The sequence below is a fragment of the Mesorhizobium sp. C372A genome (genome assembly GCF_030323245.1).
Lineage (GTDB): Bacteria > Pseudomonadota > Alphaproteobacteria > Rhizobiales > Rhizobiaceae > Mesorhizobium.
Genome location: NZ_CP100475.1, coordinates 306,162 through 323,824 on the forward strand (window position 1 = coordinate 306,162; position 17,663 = coordinate 323,824).

The 17,663-nt window shown below is 58.8% G+C and carries 15 protein-coding genes and 1 riboswitch; of the genes, 11 read left to right on the forward strand and 4 right to left on the reverse strand.

Annotated features, from left to right (window positions below):
• The first annotated feature begins 125 nt into the window (after positions 1-125).
• The 5 genes from NLY42_RS01355 (at position 126) to metE (ending at position 7,816) form a co-directional block, all read left to right on the forward strand.
• Positions 126-470, forward strand: coding sequence for a recombinase family protein (locus NLY42_RS01355; protein ID WP_023755996.1), 345 nt, complete (start codon positions 126-128; stop codon positions 468-470).
• Between the two features lie 622 nt (positions 471-1,092).
• Positions 1,093-2,430 carry a serine hydroxymethyltransferase gene (gene glyA / locus NLY42_RS01365; RefSeq protein ID WP_023755995.1) on the forward strand — a complete coding sequence of 446 codons (1,338 nt, stop codon included), beginning with the start codon at positions 1,093-1,095 and terminating at the stop codon, positions 2,428-2,430.
• A 53-nt stretch (positions 2,431-2,483) separates the two neighbouring features.
• On the forward strand, positions 2,484-3,659 hold the full coding sequence (gene metK / locus NLY42_RS01370; protein ID WP_023693516.1) for a methionine adenosyltransferase: 1,176 nt from the start codon (positions 2,484-2,486) through the stop codon (positions 3,657-3,659).
• Between the two features lie 108 nt (positions 3,660-3,767).
• A complete protein-coding gene (locus tag NLY42_RS01375) occupies positions 3,768-4,760 on the forward strand; it encodes an adenosine kinase (protein ID WP_286489020.1) in 993 nt (330 codons plus the stop codon).
• 408 nt (positions 4,761-5,168) lie between these two features.
• Positions 5,169-5,370: riboswitch (cobalamin riboswitch) on the forward strand.
• A gap of 94 nt (positions 5,371-5,464) precedes the next feature.
• Positions 5,465-7,816: a 5-methyltetrahydropteroyltriglutamate--homocysteine S-methyltransferase gene (gene metE, locus NLY42_RS01380; protein WP_023755992.1), complete on the forward strand. Its 2,352-nt coding sequence runs from the start codon at positions 5,465-5,467 to the stop codon at positions 7,814-7,816.
• 438 nt (positions 7,817-8,254) lie between these two features.
• On the opposite strand, the gene NLY42_RS01385 is transcribed toward metE, so the two are convergent.
• A complete protein-coding gene (locus NLY42_RS01385; RefSeq protein ID WP_023685632.1) occupies positions 8,255-9,310 on the reverse strand; it encodes a cytochrome-c peroxidase in 1,056 nt (351 codons plus the stop codon).
• 939 nt (positions 9,311-10,249) lie between these two features.
• Here NLY42_RS01385 and NLY42_RS01390 point away from each other — a divergent pair.
• On the forward strand, positions 10,250-10,603 hold the full coding sequence (locus tag NLY42_RS01390; protein WP_023690586.1) for a hypothetical protein: 354 nt from the start codon (positions 10,250-10,252) through the stop codon (positions 10,601-10,603).
• Between the two features lie 136 nt (positions 10,604-10,739).
• On the opposite strand, the gene NLY42_RS01395 is transcribed toward NLY42_RS01390, so the two are convergent.
• Positions 10,740-11,744, reverse strand: a complete 1,005-nt coding sequence (locus NLY42_RS01395) for a glycosyltransferase family 10 domain-containing protein (RefSeq protein ID WP_156933857.1) — start codon at positions 11,742-11,744, stop codon at positions 10,740-10,742.
• 1,154 nt (positions 11,745-12,898) lie between these two features.
• Between NLY42_RS01395 and NLY42_RS01400 the strand changes: the two genes are divergently transcribed.
• Positions 12,899-13,372, forward strand: a complete 474-nt coding sequence (locus tag NLY42_RS01400; protein WP_023690583.1) for a Ros/MucR family transcriptional regulator — start codon at positions 12,899-12,901, stop codon at positions 13,370-13,372.
• A gap of 221 nt (positions 13,373-13,593) precedes the next feature.
• Here NLY42_RS01400 and NLY42_RS01405 read toward each other — a convergent pair whose 3' ends face one another.
• On the reverse strand, positions 13,594-13,806 hold the full coding sequence (locus NLY42_RS01405) for a cold-shock protein (RefSeq protein WP_023671852.1): 213 nt from the start codon (positions 13,804-13,806) through the stop codon (positions 13,594-13,596).
• A 339-nt stretch (positions 13,807-14,145) separates the two neighbouring features.
• Here NLY42_RS01405 and NLY42_RS01410 point away from each other — a divergent pair, with 339 nt between their 5' ends.
• Positions 14,146-14,400: a hypothetical protein gene (locus tag NLY42_RS01410; RefSeq protein WP_023671853.1), complete on the forward strand. Its 255-nt coding sequence runs from the start codon at positions 14,146-14,148 to the stop codon at positions 14,398-14,400.
• 259 nt (positions 14,401-14,659) lie between these two features.
• Here NLY42_RS01410 and NLY42_RS01415 read toward each other — a convergent pair whose 3' ends face one another.
• The gene (locus NLY42_RS01415; RefSeq protein ID WP_156933858.1) at positions 14,660-14,824 is read right to left on the reverse strand and encodes a hypothetical protein; all 165 of its coding nucleotides are present in this window, start codon (positions 14,822-14,824) and stop codon (positions 14,660-14,662) included.
• Between the two features lie 278 nt (positions 14,825-15,102).
• On the opposite strand from NLY42_RS01415, the gene NLY42_RS01420 reads away from it, so the two are divergent.
• The 3 genes from NLY42_RS01420 (at position 15,103) to NLY42_RS01425 (ending at position 17,659) form a co-directional block, all read left to right on the forward strand.
• On the forward strand, positions 15,103-15,477 hold the full coding sequence (locus tag NLY42_RS01420) for a hypothetical protein (protein ID WP_156933859.1): 375 nt from the start codon (positions 15,103-15,105) through the stop codon (positions 15,475-15,477).
• Positions 15,478-15,936: 459 nt separating this feature from the next.
• Positions 15,937-16,113: a hypothetical protein gene (locus NLY42_RS31715; RefSeq protein ID WP_348528097.1), complete on the forward strand. Its 177-nt coding sequence runs from the start codon at positions 15,937-15,939 to the stop codon at positions 16,111-16,113.
• 88 nt (positions 16,114-16,201) lie between these two features.
• On the forward strand, positions 16,202-17,659 hold the full coding sequence (locus NLY42_RS01425; protein ID WP_198022226.1) for an NAD-dependent succinate-semialdehyde dehydrogenase: 1,458 nt from the start codon (positions 16,202-16,204) through the stop codon (positions 17,657-17,659).
• The last annotated feature ends 4 nt before the right edge of the window (positions 17,660-17,663 follow it).

The following is a 17,663-nucleotide window of genomic DNA, read 5'->3' on the forward strand; positions in this document are numbered from 1 at the left end:
CCGAAGCCCGATCGACGCTTCGTCAATCTGGTCCGGCTGCTGGCGCGACAGGCCGCACGGGATTTCGTTCAAGCCGAAACGGATAGCCAGACGCGAGACCGCGTCCCGGAGTAAGGGGCCGCCTCATGAAGGTCGCGCTTGGCGCTCGCTACTCAACTGACAATCACCGAGACGCCTCGATCGAGGATCAGTTGCGGCTCTGCTGCTTGCGTGCTGAAAAGCAAGGCTGGACAGTCGTCGACAGCAATACCCACCGCGCGATCTGCGGCGGGTCGCTGTTGCGTCCCGGCCTTCAGGAGCTGATCAGCGATGCGATGCAGGGCAAATTCCTGATCGTGCTCGCAGAGGCGATGGATCGCCTGACCATGACCGCTGCAAACCGGGAGCAGGCCAGGCTGGGCAAACGTTGCAACAGATCCTTCAAGGAAATTCATAGACTCTTAGCAACTCCGGCTCGCTTTGAATGGTAGGCTTATTGCAACGTCTGAGGTCAGTGGTTCCAAACCGTGGCCCCGCTTGTCTTCGACTGGCCGAACTGCTTGCAATTTCGGCTAAAGGCAAGAAGAGCGCCCATTTGTTTGTTCGACACAGGATATCGACGGTCGTCACGGCCACCGAGATTTGTCCGGTCGTTGGACAACCCTTCGAAATCGCAACTTCTGCGGAGAACGCGAAATGAGAAATTCGGTAGGACTTGGTCCTGAGCCATGATGACACTGGTTAGTCGCCTACGCATGGCAGCGCATCCTGACCGCCTTCGAATCCTGGGCCTTTGTGCGCATGCGGACCTAACTGTCTGCGAGCTAGCGGAGATTCTGAGCGTGTGTCGAGAGCGGGTTGCGCGACACGTCCGGCTGCTCGCCAGAGCCGACTTTCTTTGCTGCAACGAACAGCCTCCGTGGCGCTCGTACCATCTCAACGCAGGATCCAACGACGGCGGGCTGGTTCAATTATTGGTCGATCTCCTGCCCCATCGCGACGGCTATCATAAACAGGACCTGCAGCGGCTCGAAGCGGTACGAGACACGCGGCCGAAAGGGACCGCGTGCTTGATCGTGAAATAGGTCAATCCAATTGGAGCGCGAAGCTACCATGGACAACTCCGCAGACGGCGCAATCGCACAGCCGGACACCCACGGGCGGTCTTCCTTGGCCGCGGTTGATTGCCGCGTCCACGAGCTGCTTCTGAGACAGGAGCGGCAGGAGCGGACGACCCTCAAGCTCATCGCCTCAGAGAACTTTGCGTCCTCGGCCGTGCTGGAAGCGAACGGCTCGATTTTCACGAACAAGTACGCCGAGGGGTACCCCGGCGCGCGCTACTACGCTGGAAACGAGATCGTTGATGAGCTTGAGGATCTGGCCATTGGGCGCCTGAAAACGCTATTTGGCAGCGAGCATGCCAACGTCCAGCCTTATTCCGGCTCGCCGGCCAACCAGGCTGTCTATCGTGCGCTTTTGAGTCCCGGTGACAAAGTCATGGGCTTGCCCCTTCCGGAAGGGGGCCATCTGACTCATGGTTGGGCCATCAACTTTTCCGGAACTGACTATCAACGCGTGCCCTATGGACTAGATGAAAAGACACAGCAGATTGACTATGACCGCTTGCGCGAGACAGCCAAGCGGGAACGGCCGCGGCTCATTTGGGTCGGCGGAACCGCTTACCCGCGTGTCTTTGACTACGCGGCAATGGCAGAAATTGCCCTGGAAGCGAACTCCTATCTCGTAGCCGACATTGCGCACATCAGCGGCCTGATTGCCGCGGGAGCGCACCCGAATCCCGTGGGCCATTGCGACGTGGTCAGCAGCACGTCCCACAAGTCGATCCGCGGTCCCCGCGGTGGCTTCATTTTGTCAAGGAACGAAGATCGCTATCAGGCCCTGTATCATACAAAGAGCAAATACAATCTCGCCAGACGAATAGACCGGGCGGTCTTCCCTCACCTGCAAGGCGGACCTCACATGAATGCCATCGCTGCGCTAGCGGTTGCCTTGCACGAAGCCGCGAACCCGTCCTTCCGAGGCTACGGCCAACAGACGGTCAAGAATGCCAAGGCTCTGGCACATGCACTGCTTGAGCGAGGTTATGACCTGGTTACCGGGGGGACGGACAATCACATGCTGATCCTTGATCTTCGCGATCGGCCACTATCGGGCAAGGCCTATGCCGAGCGACTAGCAAAGGCAGGAATCATCACAAACTTTAATATGGTGCCTGGCGACCCGCGGCATCCGGCGGTCACAAGCGGAATTCGCCTGGGGGCGCCAGCAGTGACGTCAATGGGCATGCGCGATGTGGAAATGGTGCAAATTGCTGGCTTCATTGACTCCGTCCTCCAGCGGCCAGACGACGAAGATCTCCATGCCTGCGTGCGAAGAGACGTTGCCGACATGTGCGCTGCGTTCGAGGTCCCGGGCATCTCCGACAAGTAAGGTGGGCCAAGCAAAATGCCCATACCACATCCAACATCCGAAGCGAGGTATTCATGGCTAGGCAGTTCGTGTTCTCTTCCGAATCGGTTGGCGCGGGGCACCCGGATAAGTTGGCCGACAACATCTCGGATGCCATCCTCGATGCCATCCTCCGCACAGATCCCAAGGCGCGCGTCGCCTGTGAAGCGTTGGTAAAATCAGGGATAGTCGTTCTGGCTGGCGAGATCACCAGCGATGCCCAGGTGGATTACAGCCAAGTTGCGCGCGATACGATTCTCGACATTGGGTACGACGACGAGGCCGTCGGCTTTGACGGCCGGCGTTGCTCCGTCGTTCATGCCCTCACCGAGCAGTCGCCCGACATCAGCCAAGGCGTTGACGAGGGAAGAGGGCAAGACCTCCAGCAGGGAGCGGGAGATCAGGGCCTCATGTTCGGCTACGCATGCCGCGAAACCGATACCCTGATGCCTTTGCCGATCCAGCTCGCTCATCGCTTGACGAAACGGCAGGCGTATGTCCGGAAGGCACAACAGCTTGGCTGGTTGCGTCCTGACATGAAATCCCAAGTCTCAGTGCGCTATGAGGGGTTGCGCCCGGTCGCCCTGGATACCATCGTCGTATCGACGCAACATGACGAGCAGGTCTCGCAAGAGACTGTCCGCGAGGGCGTCATTGAGGAAATCATAAAGCCTGTCCTGCCGACCCACCTGGAGACGGAAGGCATCAGAATTCTGGTCAACCCGACGGGGCGGTTCGTAGTCGGCGGGCCGCGCGGCGACTGCGGTCTCACTGGACGCAAGATCATCGTCGATTCCTATGGGGGGATGGGTCGTCATGGCGGCGGCGCCTTCTCGGGCAAGGACCCGTCCAAGGTTGACCGCTCGGCTGCCTATGCAGCCCGCTATGTCGCAAAGAACATCGTCGCTAGCGGACTTGCGGACGTGTGCGAGGTGCAGCTTGCTTACGCAATCGGCGTGGCCAGTCCGGTTTCCGTCATGGTCAACACGTTCGGGACAGCCAGGGTTGAGGAAAGCAGGATCGAGCGCCTCATTCTTGAGTTGTTCGATCTCAGACCGAAAGGCATTATCAAGATGCTTGATCTCTTACGCCCTATATATCGCAATACAGCGACCTATGGCCATTTCGGCCGTGAAGAGCCTGATTTCACCTGGGAGAAGACAGACAGGGCGGACGAATTGCGTCGCGAGGCAGGACTCGCCGCCCCGTGAGAGCCGCCGGCGAACGGATTGGCAAGCGGAAAGCCCATTTCCACCGGGCAGACCCGCGCCTGGCAGGCGTGGCGAGAAGCCGGCTCGGGTTTTTTGGCGGAGACATTGATGCCGGATTATGACGTGCTTTGCATCGGCAATGCCATTGTCGACATCATCGCCCAGTGCGACGAGGCATTCCTCGAGATCAACGGCATCATCAAGGGCGCGATGAACCTGATCGACACGCGCCGCGCCGAACTGCTCTACAGCCGCATGGGCCCGGCGATCGAGGCCTCCGGCGGCAGTGCCGGCAACACGGCGGCCGGCGTAGCCAGCTTCGGCGGACGCGCCGCCTTCTTCGGCAAGGTGTCGAACGATCCGCTCGGCGAAATCTATGCGCACGATATCCATGCACAGGGTGTCGCCTTCGACACCAGGCCGCTCAAGGGCGAGCCGCCGACGGCGCGCTCTATGATCTTCGTCACCCCCGATGGCGAGCGTTCGATGAACACCTATCTCGGCGCCTGCGTCGAGCTTGGCCCTGAGGATGTCGAGGCCGACAAGGCATCCGGCGCCAAGGTTACCTATTTCGAGGGCTATCTGTGGGATCCGCCGCGCGCCAAGGAGGCGATCCGGCAGACGGCGAAGCTCGCACACGAGGCCGGACGCGAAGTGTCGATGACGTTGTCGGATTCGTTCTGCGTCGACCGCTACCGGGACGAGTTCCTCGAGCTGATGCGCTCGGGCACGGTCGACATCGTCTTTGCCAACAGCCACGAGATCAAGTCGCTCTACCAGACAAAATCCTTCGACGAGGCGCTGGCTCAGATCCGCAAGGACTGCAAGATTGCCGCCGTCACCCGCTCCGAAAAAGGCTCAGTGATCGTGCGCGGCGACGAGACCGTGGTCATCGAGGCGACCGCCATCAAGGAGTTGGTCGACACCACCGGCGCCGGCGACCTCTACGCCGCCGGTTTCCTGCATGGCTACACGCAGGGCCGCAACCTCAAGACCTGCGGCGACCTTGGCTCGCTGGCGGCCGGCCTGGTGATCCAGCAGATCGGCCCAAGGCCAAGGCAGAATTTGCGCCGCGAGGCGGAAGGGGCTGGGTTGCTGTAGATGCGCGGGCAACTAACCAGCCGCCCTACTGACGCGATGACCGCAGTGGCGGAACTGTGTCAAAGCTCGCTGATAGCGACAGCCATTCGCTTCGGAGAACTGACCCATGCTGCTGCCGTGAAGCTCGCTGGAGGAGCGGTGCAAGGCGTGCTTGCCATGACGGCATTCACCGTCATCCAGATCGTCACCTGCATTTTCCAGAAGCTCAGCTTGGGGAAGGCCAGTAAGGTTCCTGAGGTAACGGAGAACTCGCGGCGTCCGTCGGACTTGACTTGCGATCACGTCCCACGATGCCGAATGCGGGCAGCAGACTGAATATTTCACAATGCTAGACAAAGGCGTAAAAGCGCGATCACATAACTACATAAACATTTCGTTATGCGTCATTGACAAAAGAGCGAACTGCTGTGATTGTCTACGTGTCGTGGTTCTCGCGTGCGGCGCTGCCGCAGCGGAGCTAAGAGGGAAGCCGGTGCGATGCCGGCGCTGCCCCCGCAACTGTTAGCGGCGAGCCAACCCCAATCACGTCACTGAGGCGAATACCCTCAGGAAGACGGGTAGAGGCTATGACCCCGCGAGCCAGGAGGCCTGCCACGCGAATTACGTCCACGGGCGGGGTGTCTCGGTGGCCGCTGCAACCCGGCGTTGATGCCGGCCTGCTAGCGCCTTCCTTGTCACCGACGCCCCAATCATCGGGGTATGACATGACTGTCTCTCAGCAAATTCCTGTAGCAACGCTCGGCGTGCCGCGCTTCGGTCGTCGGCGAGAACTGAAATTCGCGCTTGAAAGCTACTGGTCCGGAACATCGTCCGCTGGCGACCTTCTCACGACGTCGAAGGCGCTCCGTGCCGCTAGCTGGGAAGAGCAGCGCGATCGCGGTGTGTCGAAAATCCCGTCGAACGACTTCTCGCTTTACGACCAAGTGCTCGACACCGCAGCCATGGTCGGGGCCGTTCCATCCCGTTACGGCTGGAATAGCGGCGAGGTCCCACTTGACATCTACTTCGCAATGGCGCGCGGCAACCAGGGTCAGACGGAGGATTGTGGACACGCTGGTTACCAGGAGGAGGCTCATGGACCTGGTGTAACCGCGATGGAAATGACCAAGTGGTTTGACACCAACTACCACTACATTGTGCCGGAACTCGATGATGATCAGACGTTCGCCCTCTCGTCATCGAAGCCGGTCGATTACTTCCTCGAGGCTAAAGCTCTCGGCATTCACACACGCCCAGTCATCCTTGGACCCATCACCTTCCTCAAGCTGGCGAAATCGCCTGCCGAGGGGTTCGGTCCCATCGCTCTCCTACCGCGGCTGCTGCCGGTTTACGAGCAGCTTCTGGAGAGGCTGAAGCTGTCGGGAGCCGACTGGGTGCAGATCGATGAGCCAGCGCTTGTCCTCGATCTGAACCCGAACGAACGAGCTGCGTTCGAATTCGCCTATGGCCAGCTGTCGAAAGCCGCGCCCGAGCTGAAGATCATGCTGGCTACGTATTTCGGGTCGCTGGGAGACAATCTCGAAACCGCGATTTCTCTGCCCCTGGCCGGCCTGCATATTGATCTCGTGCGCGCTCCCGAGCAGCTGGAAACGGTGGCTCGGCTCGCTCCGAAGGATCTGGTGCTCTCGCTTGGCTTGATCGATGGCCGCAACGTCTGGCGTGCGAACCTGCCCGCCATTCTCGACCGCATCAAACCGATCGTCGCCGGCTGGCCCTTGGACCGCGTCGAGATCGCGCCTTCTTGCTCGATGCTGCATGTGCCGATTGATCTGCGCATGGAGACGGAACTCGACGCGGACATCAGGTCGTGGCTCGCCTTCGCGGCCCAGAAGACCGACGAGCTGGTCTTGCTGGCCCGGGCCCTGTCCCAAGGCAGGGATGCGGTGGCAGGCGCGTTGAAAGCGTCTGCCGAGGCTGCCGCCACGCGCGTGACATCCACGAGGATCCATGACCCGCTTGTTCAGGGGCGGATCGCTAGCATTGAGGACAGCGCGAAGCGACGAGAGAGCGCTTTTGGCGAGCGCTCCAGAGTCCAGGCCGGCTCACTCGGGCTGCCGCCGTTCCCGACGACGACCATCGGGTCCTTCCCGCAGACGCCGCAGGTACGCAAGGCGCGGGCCGCTCATGCGAAGGGCCAGCTGAGCTATGTCGACTATGAGACGTTCCTGAAGAAGGAGATCGAGGCTGCAATTCGCTGGCAGGAAGAGATCGGGCTGGACGTGCTGGTGCATGGTGAGTTCGAGCGAAACGACATGGTACAGCATTTCGGCGAGCAGTTGTCCGGCTTCGCGCTCACCCAGCATGCCTGGGTACAAAGCTATGGGTCGCGCTACGTGCGTCCCCCCATCATTTTCGGCGACGTATCGAGGCGCAATCCGATGACAGTGCGCTGGTGGCAATTCGCCCAGTCGCTTACGGAAAAGCCCGTGAAGGGAATGCTCACAGGCCCAGTCACCATTCTCAACTGGTCTTTTGTTCGCGACGACGTACCCCGCTCCGAAGCCTGCCGCCAGATCGCGCTCGCCATCCGCGACGAAGTGACGGATCTCGAAAGATCCGGCGCAAGGATGGTCCAGATCGATGAGGCCGCGTTTCGCGAAGGATTGCCACTGCGCCAATCTGACTGGAAAGTCTATCTCGACTGGGCTGTCGAATGTTTCCGGATCGCTTCAACGGGTGTAAAGGACGCGACTCAAATTCATACCCACATGTGCTATTCGGAGTTCAACGAGATCATTCACGCGATCGCTGGAATGGATGCGGATGTCATTTCGATTGAGACGTCGCGCTCGAAGATGGAACTGTTGGACGCCTTCACGAGCTCCAAATATCCGAACGAAATCGGTCCTGGCGTCTATGATATTCACTCACCACGCGTCCCGGAAGTCGGCGAGATTTCGGACTTAGTCATGCTTGCCCGCGAGCGACTGTCCGACGGCCAACTGTGGATAAACCCGGACTGTGGCCTCAAAACACGCAAATGGGAGGAGGTCCGCCCTGCCCTCATTAACATGGTCGCTGCAGCACGCGCGCTCCGGCAGAAAGTGCAGGCGTGAGGCCTCTCTTCCTCACCGTGTGGGGAGTTGCCGGCTGGCGGATGTCGGCCGGGAATATGCCAAACCGATCACACTCTTGGAAATGAGCCACTCGGCGCAAATGTGCAATTTCCCTACGGCACGTGTCTTAATCCCGCAGAAATATAAATGTGGCACTACGCTATAACATCGGTTCCTTGGGGACATACAGGCCCCGCGCCTCGAACAAATCGGACTGGCGTCGTTTCTCAAAGTAGACTGCTTGGCGCGTTCGCTCAGGCAGCGACAATATATGGTGCTGCGTCTGTCCGCCCCCAGTTGATCGCGCAGACTACGGGCGAGGTGGCAGGGTTCGGGTATCGCTAGCGTCCCGCCAATTCGGAGATGGACGTCGCAATTCGTGTCGCCAAGTAAAAATCGCCAATCATTTTCGATTGCAAGTCCGCAGCCAGTTGGCCCTTATTTTCCTGAGATCTGCGTTACAGGCCGGGGCGTTGTCGCCGTTTCTGAGGGTAAGATGGGATAGGCGACGTCAGGTGCCTCTCCGGTCAGCGAGTTGAGGAAGGCAACAAGCAGGTCAACTTCTTCGTCCGCCAGTACTACGCCGAGCTGGGTGGTCCCCATAATGGCGACGGCCTGTTTCAGATCCCAAACCTTGCCCGAATGAAAGTATGGCGCGGTGAGTGCAACGTTGCGCAGCGGCGCCACGCGGAAGACATAGGAATCGTCGGCTGCATTGGTGACCTCAAATCGGCCCTTGTCTTTGTCCGGCAGGACTTCGGCGCTGGGCCGTTCCACGAGGCCGAATGGGTAATAGGCTTGCCCACCAACGTTGATGCCGGCATGGCAGGACGAGCAGCCTTTGTCCATGAAAAGCACCAGGCCCTGTTTCTGTTCGGAAGTCATGGCAACCTCATCACCATTCAGGAAGCTGTCGAACGGGGCAGGTGTGACCAGTGTCGCCTCGAAGGCTTCGATCGCCTTGGCGAAGTTGTCGAAGGTGACCCGATCGGCTTCAGCCGGAAAAGCTGCATCGAACCACTCGACATATTGCGGCATGGACTTGAGAGTGGCGATGAGTTGGCCCGGTGTATTGGCCATTTCGATCCCGGCTTGGACCGGTCCCTTCGCCTGAGCCTTCAGGTCTTCGGCACGACCATCCCAGAACTGGGCGATGTTGAAGACAGCGTTCAGTACAGTCGGCGCGTTGCGCTGTCCCTTCTGCCAACCATGGCCAATCGAGGTTTCGTGATTGTCGTCGCCGCCGGTGGCCAGGTTGTGGCATGAATTGCACGACAAGACGCCTGACGCCGAGACGCGTGGATCGAAGAACAGTGCCTTGCCGAGAGCGATCTTTTCCGGGGTGATCGGGTTGTTGGCGACTGTCGGCGTGGTGGATGGCAAAGCCGTGAAGGTGGCCAATGCCGTATCTCTGAGGTCGGTGGGGATCGAATCCGCAGCAAAGGCGGTGGGTGCCAGCAAGGTGACAGCCATCGTACTGAATAGGATTTTCATAATTGGTCTTCCTGCGTCGTCCACGCAGCCATTATGCGATCTGCGGCTCATGAACGCCCTGAGCTAGATCAGCTTGAGGGAGAGGACGGGGTCTCACACCTGTTTTCGCAGCTGAGCTGGGACCCTCTTGGAAGCGATCGCTCTTCTCGATTGGACTTCAGGGAGGAGGAGTATCCCTGGTTGGCAACCGGTTTTATGCATCAAAGCACGCCCTGAGGGCGGCTTCGTAGATTCGGTCACTGCGATCTTTCAGCCAAGGTTGAGAAAGTCACAGCATGCGCAAGACTGGCAATCTCTTGCACGAGGTGCGCTGCACGCCTTGCGAAAAGTGAGCTTCTGAACCGTCAGGGTTCATTCGTTGCGTGAATCGGCCTTATCGACACCCGCCGACTGCACATTGTGATGTCACCAGCGATGGCGGTTTCAATACCTAAGCAGCGACGGTCTATGTGACAGTATGGATGTCGTATCGGAATAGGCGTTCCGCCTTTGTGGACCGTCACACCGGCATATAGCTCCGCTTCCACGAACATCCCATCACGCGAGGAAAGACATGGCCAACACGCGCAGTATCGCCAATCTAGCCCTTTGTGTCGACGGCGCCGCGATCGAGCAGGTCCACCCGCTGTAACTGCCTCACCTTGATCCACAGATCCTAGGCGCTGACCAGTTTGTCGTCATCATTTGACGGGCGGGGGGCATTGGCCCATAAGCGAGCCAACGCAAACTGTGCGGTTGCCAATGCGTAATGAAGTGAATTGCAATGATCTTCGGTTTGCGAAACACGCACTTCCGACGCAGCTTGCGTTGACAGAGGCGCTTTTAGGCGCAATAGCACTTCCGCTGGCCTATTTTGTGGAGTTCAACTGTGGTTCGGCCAAGGGCGCGGGGCGCCGGACCGGCCTCTTGTAAACCTAATCAAAGAGAGAGAGACCCTGCATGGAAGAAATCTTACCGCGCATCGCCACTGGTGCCGGCATCGGCCCGGCTCTCGCAGAGAAGGCCGTTGGGTTAATGCTGGGGTTCCTGCGGAGCCACGCGGCCGACGGCCCCGGCGCGCGCATGATCGAGGCCATTCCGGGAGCTTCGGAATTAGTAGCGAAGTATCATGGCGACGACCCAGAGGGTGGCGGCCTTATGGGGCTCGGGCAGCAATTGATGGGTGAGGGTCTCAGCATGGCAAAGATCGCCGCCCTCGCCAACGAGACGATCGCCTGCGCCAAGGAACATGCCGGCGACGAACTCGTGGACGAGGTCCTCAATTCCGTTCCTGGCCTTCCCCAGTTCGTCTGATCAGCGGCAGCCGGGGCGCATGACCTTGTGCGCCCGTGCCGGCCCGTCTGCGCAGCAGGCATTCTCCGCCGAGCGTTCCGCACCGATCTCGCCAGACCACCAACCGCTGGGCACGCGAATCGCGCGTTGGAGTACTTCATTCGTCTATCGAAAAATCAACTTCAGGCGATTCGATGTGTATAATTTCTGGCGGTAAGGGTTTATCCTGAACGCTTTCGATGAAGCCCGCGAGATAAGCAAACGTATTGTATTTCTCGAGGACTAGCCGTTTCGCCTCTCTTATTGCGCCGCGACGTTCCTTCCAGAGGTCTGAGTTGATGATTTCTTGAATTTTTTGGATTACGTTCTTGTCCTCTGGGTCAATCAGAACCATAGAGTCCGAAGGGAAGAACCTCGTGATTGCCGGGCTGCCGTAATAGATCGGCATTGTTTCAGCGACGAAGCAGTCCATAAGCTTCTCTGTAAAATAGTAATCAGCACGAGTATTCTCGAACGCTATACTGTAACGATAAGGTGCGAGCGCGTTCCATTTATCTCCAATCAGCCGAAAACCTCGGCCGAACAGGTCAAAATCGAGCTCCTTTCTTAGCCGTTCCAGAAACGCCAGCCGATACCGATGTCCTCTAAGCAGGGCGATGTTACTGGTAATCCATGAGAGCCGAAGTGGCTTATCCATGACTTCGCTGACCAGAAGTTGGTCATATGTCTTGTTTACAGACCAAGACCGAGTGATCGGTGGAGACAAAACGAATCGGCGAGCTGCATTCTGCCGAGCAACCAGCTCTGCGTCAGACGTCAGGACGATAGTATTTTTCCCCTGCCCTTCATGAAATGCACGATGAGCTTTCGTCGGCGGTTCGCCGATTGCAAAAATTGTCCTGTTTGGGCTCGCCTCGATATCGACAGGGAGCCCAAAAAGAGAAGCAGAGTTAAAGACAATATGCCAATCGGGCACGAAGGATGTCGTGCGTACAAAAGCGACATTGTTCCAGATTCCACTGCCCTTTGGAGTGAGCTGGTGGATTGCATCATCCAAAACGCCCCAAGAATCTAGACATGTAGCAACAATGGGCGCCGGGCGTTCCGTCAACAATTTGGCCGACAAAGCAGTTCCACTCCCTTCACTCGTGAAGGTACTCAATCGCCATTCAGGATTGCGGTAACATCGGGCAGCATAAACCTTCCGAGACCTGCTGTCGAGGCAATTGTCGCTTTGCACTTGACCAGGTTCTTCCTCGCTTCGTGTGGTGATTAGGCCGGCTGAGTGGCAGCATGCGTGCCTAAGGAGTTCGCAGCCGGCGCTGCCTAATGGTACGTTTGATCGTCTTCAGGCGGTTGATCAGCCCTTCCGCTTCGGCCGTTCTCCACGGCAGTTCAATGGCATCGCGAACGGAGTCACGGCGTAGGACCAGACTGAAACGCGTGATGGCAATGAGCCGGGTGACGCCAAGTCGATCGAAGTGCCGAGCTTGCCCAACTCACAGGCCCCGCAAAATGCCGCGGAAGGGCATGGCAAACCTGCGCATAGTGGCAAACTCATGTCATCCCTGCTTCAGGACGTCGACCTTTCTGGCCTGGTTGATCGTCAGCACATCCGGAGGCTTCATGCAGAGGGCCTCGGCGACTACCGGCGAGATCACACGGCCGGTCGCGGCATTCTGTATGAGGACGCGTCGCTGGCTGGTTGATGCGTATGATTGATGCAGGCGGCTCACTGTCCTTGCCCGGCCTCTCGGCGCGGCGCCAACTTGCGAGAAGCCGCTCCAGATTCGAGAAGCTGCCGGTCGCCGCGCTGTTTGATATCGTGGAACAGGTGTCATCCGCAGCCATTGCCGCCTCTCCAGGACCGGCTAAGAAACGCCTCGAAATACATTGATGTCCTAGGTTTATCAGCGGCGGTTCCCAGCCCCTTGCAAGAGCGGCTCACCGGCGATGAACTTACATCACTTTGGCCGTTGCCAATGAACGTTTGTTCCATCGTCCCTGACGCCCACCATCAAGCGACCACTATCGCTCGGTTTCACAGTCCAAAGAAGCAAAGCGCGACAAAAACAGCGCGCTTAGCCTCGAGGCTACTAGCAACTTCGGCGCAAAGTTCGAGCGGAACGCGCCACGCACCTCGGCAGGGTCGCCAACAACGAGTGGCTCAGCGGTCACAACGCGAAATATGGCGCATCGATGTCGCTTCTGGACGAGCATTGGCAATAACGCAGTCAGAGACATTGTTGCTTTCAGCGGCAACCGGCCCTATGAAGCGACGCTTCGCTGACTATGTTTCACCGCCTGGAGAGTTTCATGACAGAAGAAGCCGGAAAAAACGTCGACACCCTCATTGAGCTTGCCGCCGACGTCGTGTCGGCCTACGTGTCCAACAATCCGATCCCGGTGGGGGATCTCCCTGCCCTCATCGGCCAAGTGCATGCGGCTCTGAGAGCGACGGCCGGAGGTATCCCTGCACAAGAGCCGGTTGCCCTTACGCCCGCAGTCCCGATCAGGAAGTCGGTGACACCGGACTACATCATCTCCCTTGAAGACGGGAAGAAATTCAAATCTTTAAAGCGCCATCTGTCGACCCACTATGGGCTGACGCCGGGTGAATATCGGGCCAAATGGGGCCTGCCGGTGGATTATCCCATGGTGGCGCCGAACTACGCCGCGAAGCGTTCGTCACTGGCGAAATCGATGGGGCTCGGCCGCAAACCGAAAGCGCCGAAAGAGCCGGAAGCGCCGGTGCCGACGAAGCGAACTCGCAAGAAGGTCGCGGCTTGATTGCGGCAATTGAAATCCCTTCTGCAGCGTTGCAGCCGTCGGCTTAATCGTCGCATAAAAAAGGCGGGGCCAACCCCGCCTTCCTTTCCAACAACTTGTTTCATGAGGAATTCGCGACCCATGCAGCAATCTGCTGCCCTCACTTTTGCTCGTCCCTATCGAGCGGCCGTGAGCACTTCCGGGCCTACACGCCCACTCTTGCGACTTCGCAGGAGAAAATTTCAACCAGCTTTGCTCAGGCTGCCAGCGGAGGACTTGCCAGTGCGGCGATCCTGCTCGATTTCATAGTTGATCTTCTGGCCGTCAGCGAGGGTCGAGAGGCCCGCGCGTTCGACAGCGGAAATGTGGACGAAAACATCCGGCCCGCCATTGTCGGGCTGGATAAATCCAAACCCCTTGGTGCTGTTGAACCACTTTACCGTTCCAGTCGTCATATACTTGTTCCTTCTTCTACAATGCAACGTGGGCAGGCCATTAGGCCTGTCCGAGTCATAGCCGAGAGTTGGGCGCAGCAAAAAGCGAAAAATTGTTAAGCCCCAATCAGCTGGCGCACTCCATTGTTGGCGTAGCCGCCAGCAAGCACTGTCCACACTACCGCTCGACCAGGCGGAAGCGCTCGATCTTCCAACGCTCCTCAGCGCCCAGGTCTATGGCTCGTGCTTTGGCACGAGACGTAAGGCCGATTGCTGCTCGTGCCGTCAGGTCAAAGGCCGGGTAGTTCACGGAGCTGCCTTCGTGCATAACACCTTGGGAGCGCCTTAAGGAGTTTCGAGTTGGATTGTTTCAAGAGGGTCGAGGGGTTGATCGATGCGACCAGCGTGGAAGCGATCGATAGCGCGCGCGTTTTGCTGGACCAGTTCAAGGGCAAGTCAGAAACAATCGCCCAAGCGATTGACGACTTCCTGCTTGATTTCATGACCTTGCTGTTTGTGGTAGAAGCCACGCGCGAGCAGTTCCACAATCCGGCGAGGCGGTTAGCGCGCATCAGATTGAGCAAGGTCAGGCTGTTACTCACGCGATGCTCTTGACCTAAGCGACCACTCCGCCAGGCATGCATTTGCAGCCGAGCGCACCGGGCGGTATTTTACGCACATGAAATCAATCGCGACCGCTAAATTCTGCTGTTTGGTTCCCATGGACGACGGCAAGCGCGGACAGCTTCCGTGCTGCTGTCCTGCAGCGGCAAATGTGCTGCATGCCCCCATCCAAGGCGAGCTCGACGTTTGTTTCTTACGTTGACCAAGGTCCCGCGAAAACACTCTCCTTTCCGCAGCAACTCATCACTGTTCAACCGCCTCGCGGCAGGCCATCACGCCAGAAGACAGCAACGGCATCGTTTTTCCCGCCCAGTCCTACGACCTCGTTTTCCAGCGCCTCGCGAATGTCGCCACCCGCCGTTTTTTTACAGGTCCGCGCGAGCTGGGTCCGCGCCCACTTAGCTACGCTGCTCACGCCTCTACCCTTCAGTACCGCCCGGTCTGACTGTCGAGGACATCGGTCCGCTGGAGCGACAACATTTCAATTCTGACCATCGGTGCAGCGGCCTTCGAAGCGCATCCTGTCCCCCTTCCCCAGCAGCGCGCCCAATCGTCTTCCAATGAAGAAGATATTCTCAGCCGTGCTCGCGTCGCCTTCAGCCCCGTTCGATGGCCCACAATGTCGGATGCACAACATGTCAGACTGACTTGTCCACATGCCTCGAATGTTTTCTGATCTGGCACGGTGCATGCGTGGTCGTCCGCAAGGCGTCGCGGATCAAGGAAAATCCCTCCAATGACCATCCCCCCAAGAACACCGCCGCCGGTCTCCTGGACTCATCCCAAGATGAGGCTCGAGTGAGCCTTGGCCGCATGATTCATCTGGCTCGGCCTGCCCGCCGATCCTCCCACGGGGATCGAAGACGCAGCCCGTTCAGGAAAATGAGGAACAAATCACTGCCTCGAAACTTGCCTTTCCAACCGGAGCCATCGATCGCCCCCTGGCTGCGCAAGGCATTCACTGCCACCGCCCTGGCCTTGGCGACGACCGCTCCGGCTCTGGCCGCCACCGACGGCGGCAAGATTACGGATTTCCTGCTCGATGATGGCATGGAACGGTCGACATGACCCCGCGCAAATCGTCACTCATATGATCTGGCACAAGGTCCGCAGCGCCGACGAGCCACCGGGCAAACCCGAACTTGCCCCTTCCCTCGAGCGTCTGATCTTTAGGGCGACGCCCAACCACGCCGACAGCGAGTTCGACGGAGCCGTCTCAGTCAGCGGCTATAATACCGCCCTCACCGCCTATAAATCGCTTTGGGCGAGATGATGGGCTTCGAGGCCGCTAAACGACCATGATCGAGAGCGAGCGAAACGCGATCCTGAAGGAGCGCCGTTGCCGCACAGAGACGAACTGCTGGACGGGAAGGTCAACGCGACGTTGCGGCCAATCAGCCCTACCGCATTCCGGTCAACGGCTGGAGAGGAGATGCAGAAGCTGAACGGCACCGACGCATTCTCGATCTCCAACGGATACCGAACAACGCCGTGCTGGTGCTGGCCGGCGACGCAGAGCCTGAGACGGTGAAGGCGCTGGCAGCGAAGACCTATGGAAAGGTTGCGCGCGGGCCGGACCTGCCACCGCGCAACCGACCGTCGAGCCCGACTAGTAGAACCGCTAGGCGTCTTGTAGCGAATTCAGATATTCTCCCTGCCACTTGGGTACCGTGGTCTGCTAGCTGTATGGCCGAGGCCCTATAAGGAACCTTTACGTCCGGAATACACACCCCACCGACTATATACACCTGCTGCGTTGAGGAGGAATCCGGTATTGCCCCTGTGCCCGCCGATGATCCGTCACCTGCGATCCCCTGACCTGTTTGGACCCATCGATCGCCTGCCGGCACTTGGCACGCGGATGGGCGAGCGGACATTTGAGGTTCTCAACCCGTCGACCGGCGAAGTGCTGGCAGAGCTACCCGATATGGGTGTCGAGGAGACATGCGCTGCGATCAACAAGGCCTATGTCGCGCAGCCTGGATGGGCAGGGTTTACCGCACGTGAGCGCAGCGACGTTCTATGGCGATGGCATCAGTTGATCATCGACCACGCCGACGATCTCGCTGCAATTCTCACTGCGGAGATGGGCAAGCCGCTTGCGGAAGCCAAATCGGAGATATCGCATGCTGCGGCGTATCTGCAATGGTATGCCGAGGAGGCAAATCGGGTCTATGGCGAGACGATCTCCGCACCATCGGCCGACCGCCGAATGTTGGTGATCAAGCAGCCCATCGGGGTCGTCGGCACGATAACGCCATGGAATTTCCCGGCCTCGATGGTGGCGCGCAAAATCTCCCCAGCCTTGGCAGCGGGCTGCACGATCGTCCTCAAGCCCGCTGAACAGACGCCGCTCGTGGCTGGAGCAATGTTCGCCCTCGCCCATCAGGCAGGCTTTCCCGAAGGCGTCGTCAACCTGGTCTACGCATCCGAAGCTGACGCGGTCGGCCGCGAACTTTGCACAAATCCCAAGGTCCGCAAGATCAGCTTCACCGGGTCTACTGAGATCGGGCGCCTACTCATGCGCCAGTGCTCAGCCCAGATCAAAAAAGTCAGCCTAGAGCTTGGCGGCAATGCACCTTTCATCGTCTTCGATGACGCCGATATCGATGCCGCGGTTGACGGTGCGATCCAGGCGAAGTACCGCAATGCCGGTCAGACCTGCGTTTCAGCGAACCGCCTTTACGTCCAGTCGCGCGTTCACGACGAGTTCGTCGAGAAATTCGTGGAACGGGCTCGCCAACTTCAAGTTGGTGACGGTTTCGCTCCCGGAGTGGACATCGGGCCTCTCATCGACAAGCAGGCTTTGGCCAAGATTGAATCCCATATTGCCGATGCCGTAGCTAAAGGCGGCGCAATTCAATGCGGGGGCAAACGCGCCGGCACGAATGGCACGTTTTTCGAACCAACGGTCCTGACCGGGGTCACCAGCGAGATGACCGTGGCGCAAGAAGAGACATTCGGGCCGCTCGCACCGATTATTCGCTTCAACGATGCGGATCAGGTCGTGCGTGATGCCAATGAAACGATCTACGGCCTCGCGGCGTATTTTTATGCCTCCAACCTGAAGCGTGTCTGGCGTGTCGCCGAGGCCTTGGAATATGGAATGGTCGGGGTAAATACCGGCCGGATGTCTTCGGAAGCGGCGCCGTTCGGTGGGATAAAACAGTCCGGCATCGGGCGGGAGGGATCCCGCCATGGCCTCGAGGACTACCTCGAATTGAAATACCTCTGCATGGGCGGCATCTGAAGCA

Coding starts and splice junctions, on each gene's coding strand:
- NLY42_RS01355 (WP_023755996.1), top strand. CDS start 126: ATGAAGGTCGCGCTTGGCGCTCGCTACTCAACTGACAATCACCGAGAC.
- glyA (WP_023755995.1), top strand. CDS start 1,093: ATGGACAACTCCGCAGACGGCGCAATCGCACAGCCGGACACCCACGGG.
- metK (WP_023693516.1), top strand. CDS start 2,484: ATGGCTAGGCAGTTCGTGTTCTCTTCCGAATCGGTTGGCGCGGGGCAC.
- NLY42_RS01375 (WP_286489020.1), top strand. CDS start 3,768: ATGCCGGATTATGACGTGCTTTGCATCGGCAATGCCATTGTCGACATC.
- metE (WP_023755992.1), top strand. CDS start 5,465: ATGACTGTCTCTCAGCAAATTCCTGTAGCAACGCTCGGCGTGCCGCGC.
- NLY42_RS01385 (WP_023685632.1), bottom strand. CDS start 9,310: ATGAAAATCCTATTCAGTACGATGGCTGTCACCTTGCTGGCACCCACC.
- NLY42_RS01390 (WP_023690586.1), top strand. CDS start 10,250: ATGGAAGAAATCTTACCGCGCATCGCCACTGGTGCCGGCATCGGCCCG.
- NLY42_RS01400 (WP_023690583.1), top strand. CDS start 12,899: ATGACAGAAGAAGCCGGAAAAAACGTCGACACCCTCATTGAGCTTGCC.
- NLY42_RS01405 (WP_023671852.1), bottom strand. CDS start 13,806: ATGACGACTGGAACGGTAAAGTGGTTCAACAGCACCAAGGGGTTTGGA.
- NLY42_RS01425 (WP_198022226.1), top strand. CDS start 16,202: ATGATCCGTCACCTGCGATCCCCTGACCTGTTTGGACCCATCGATCGC.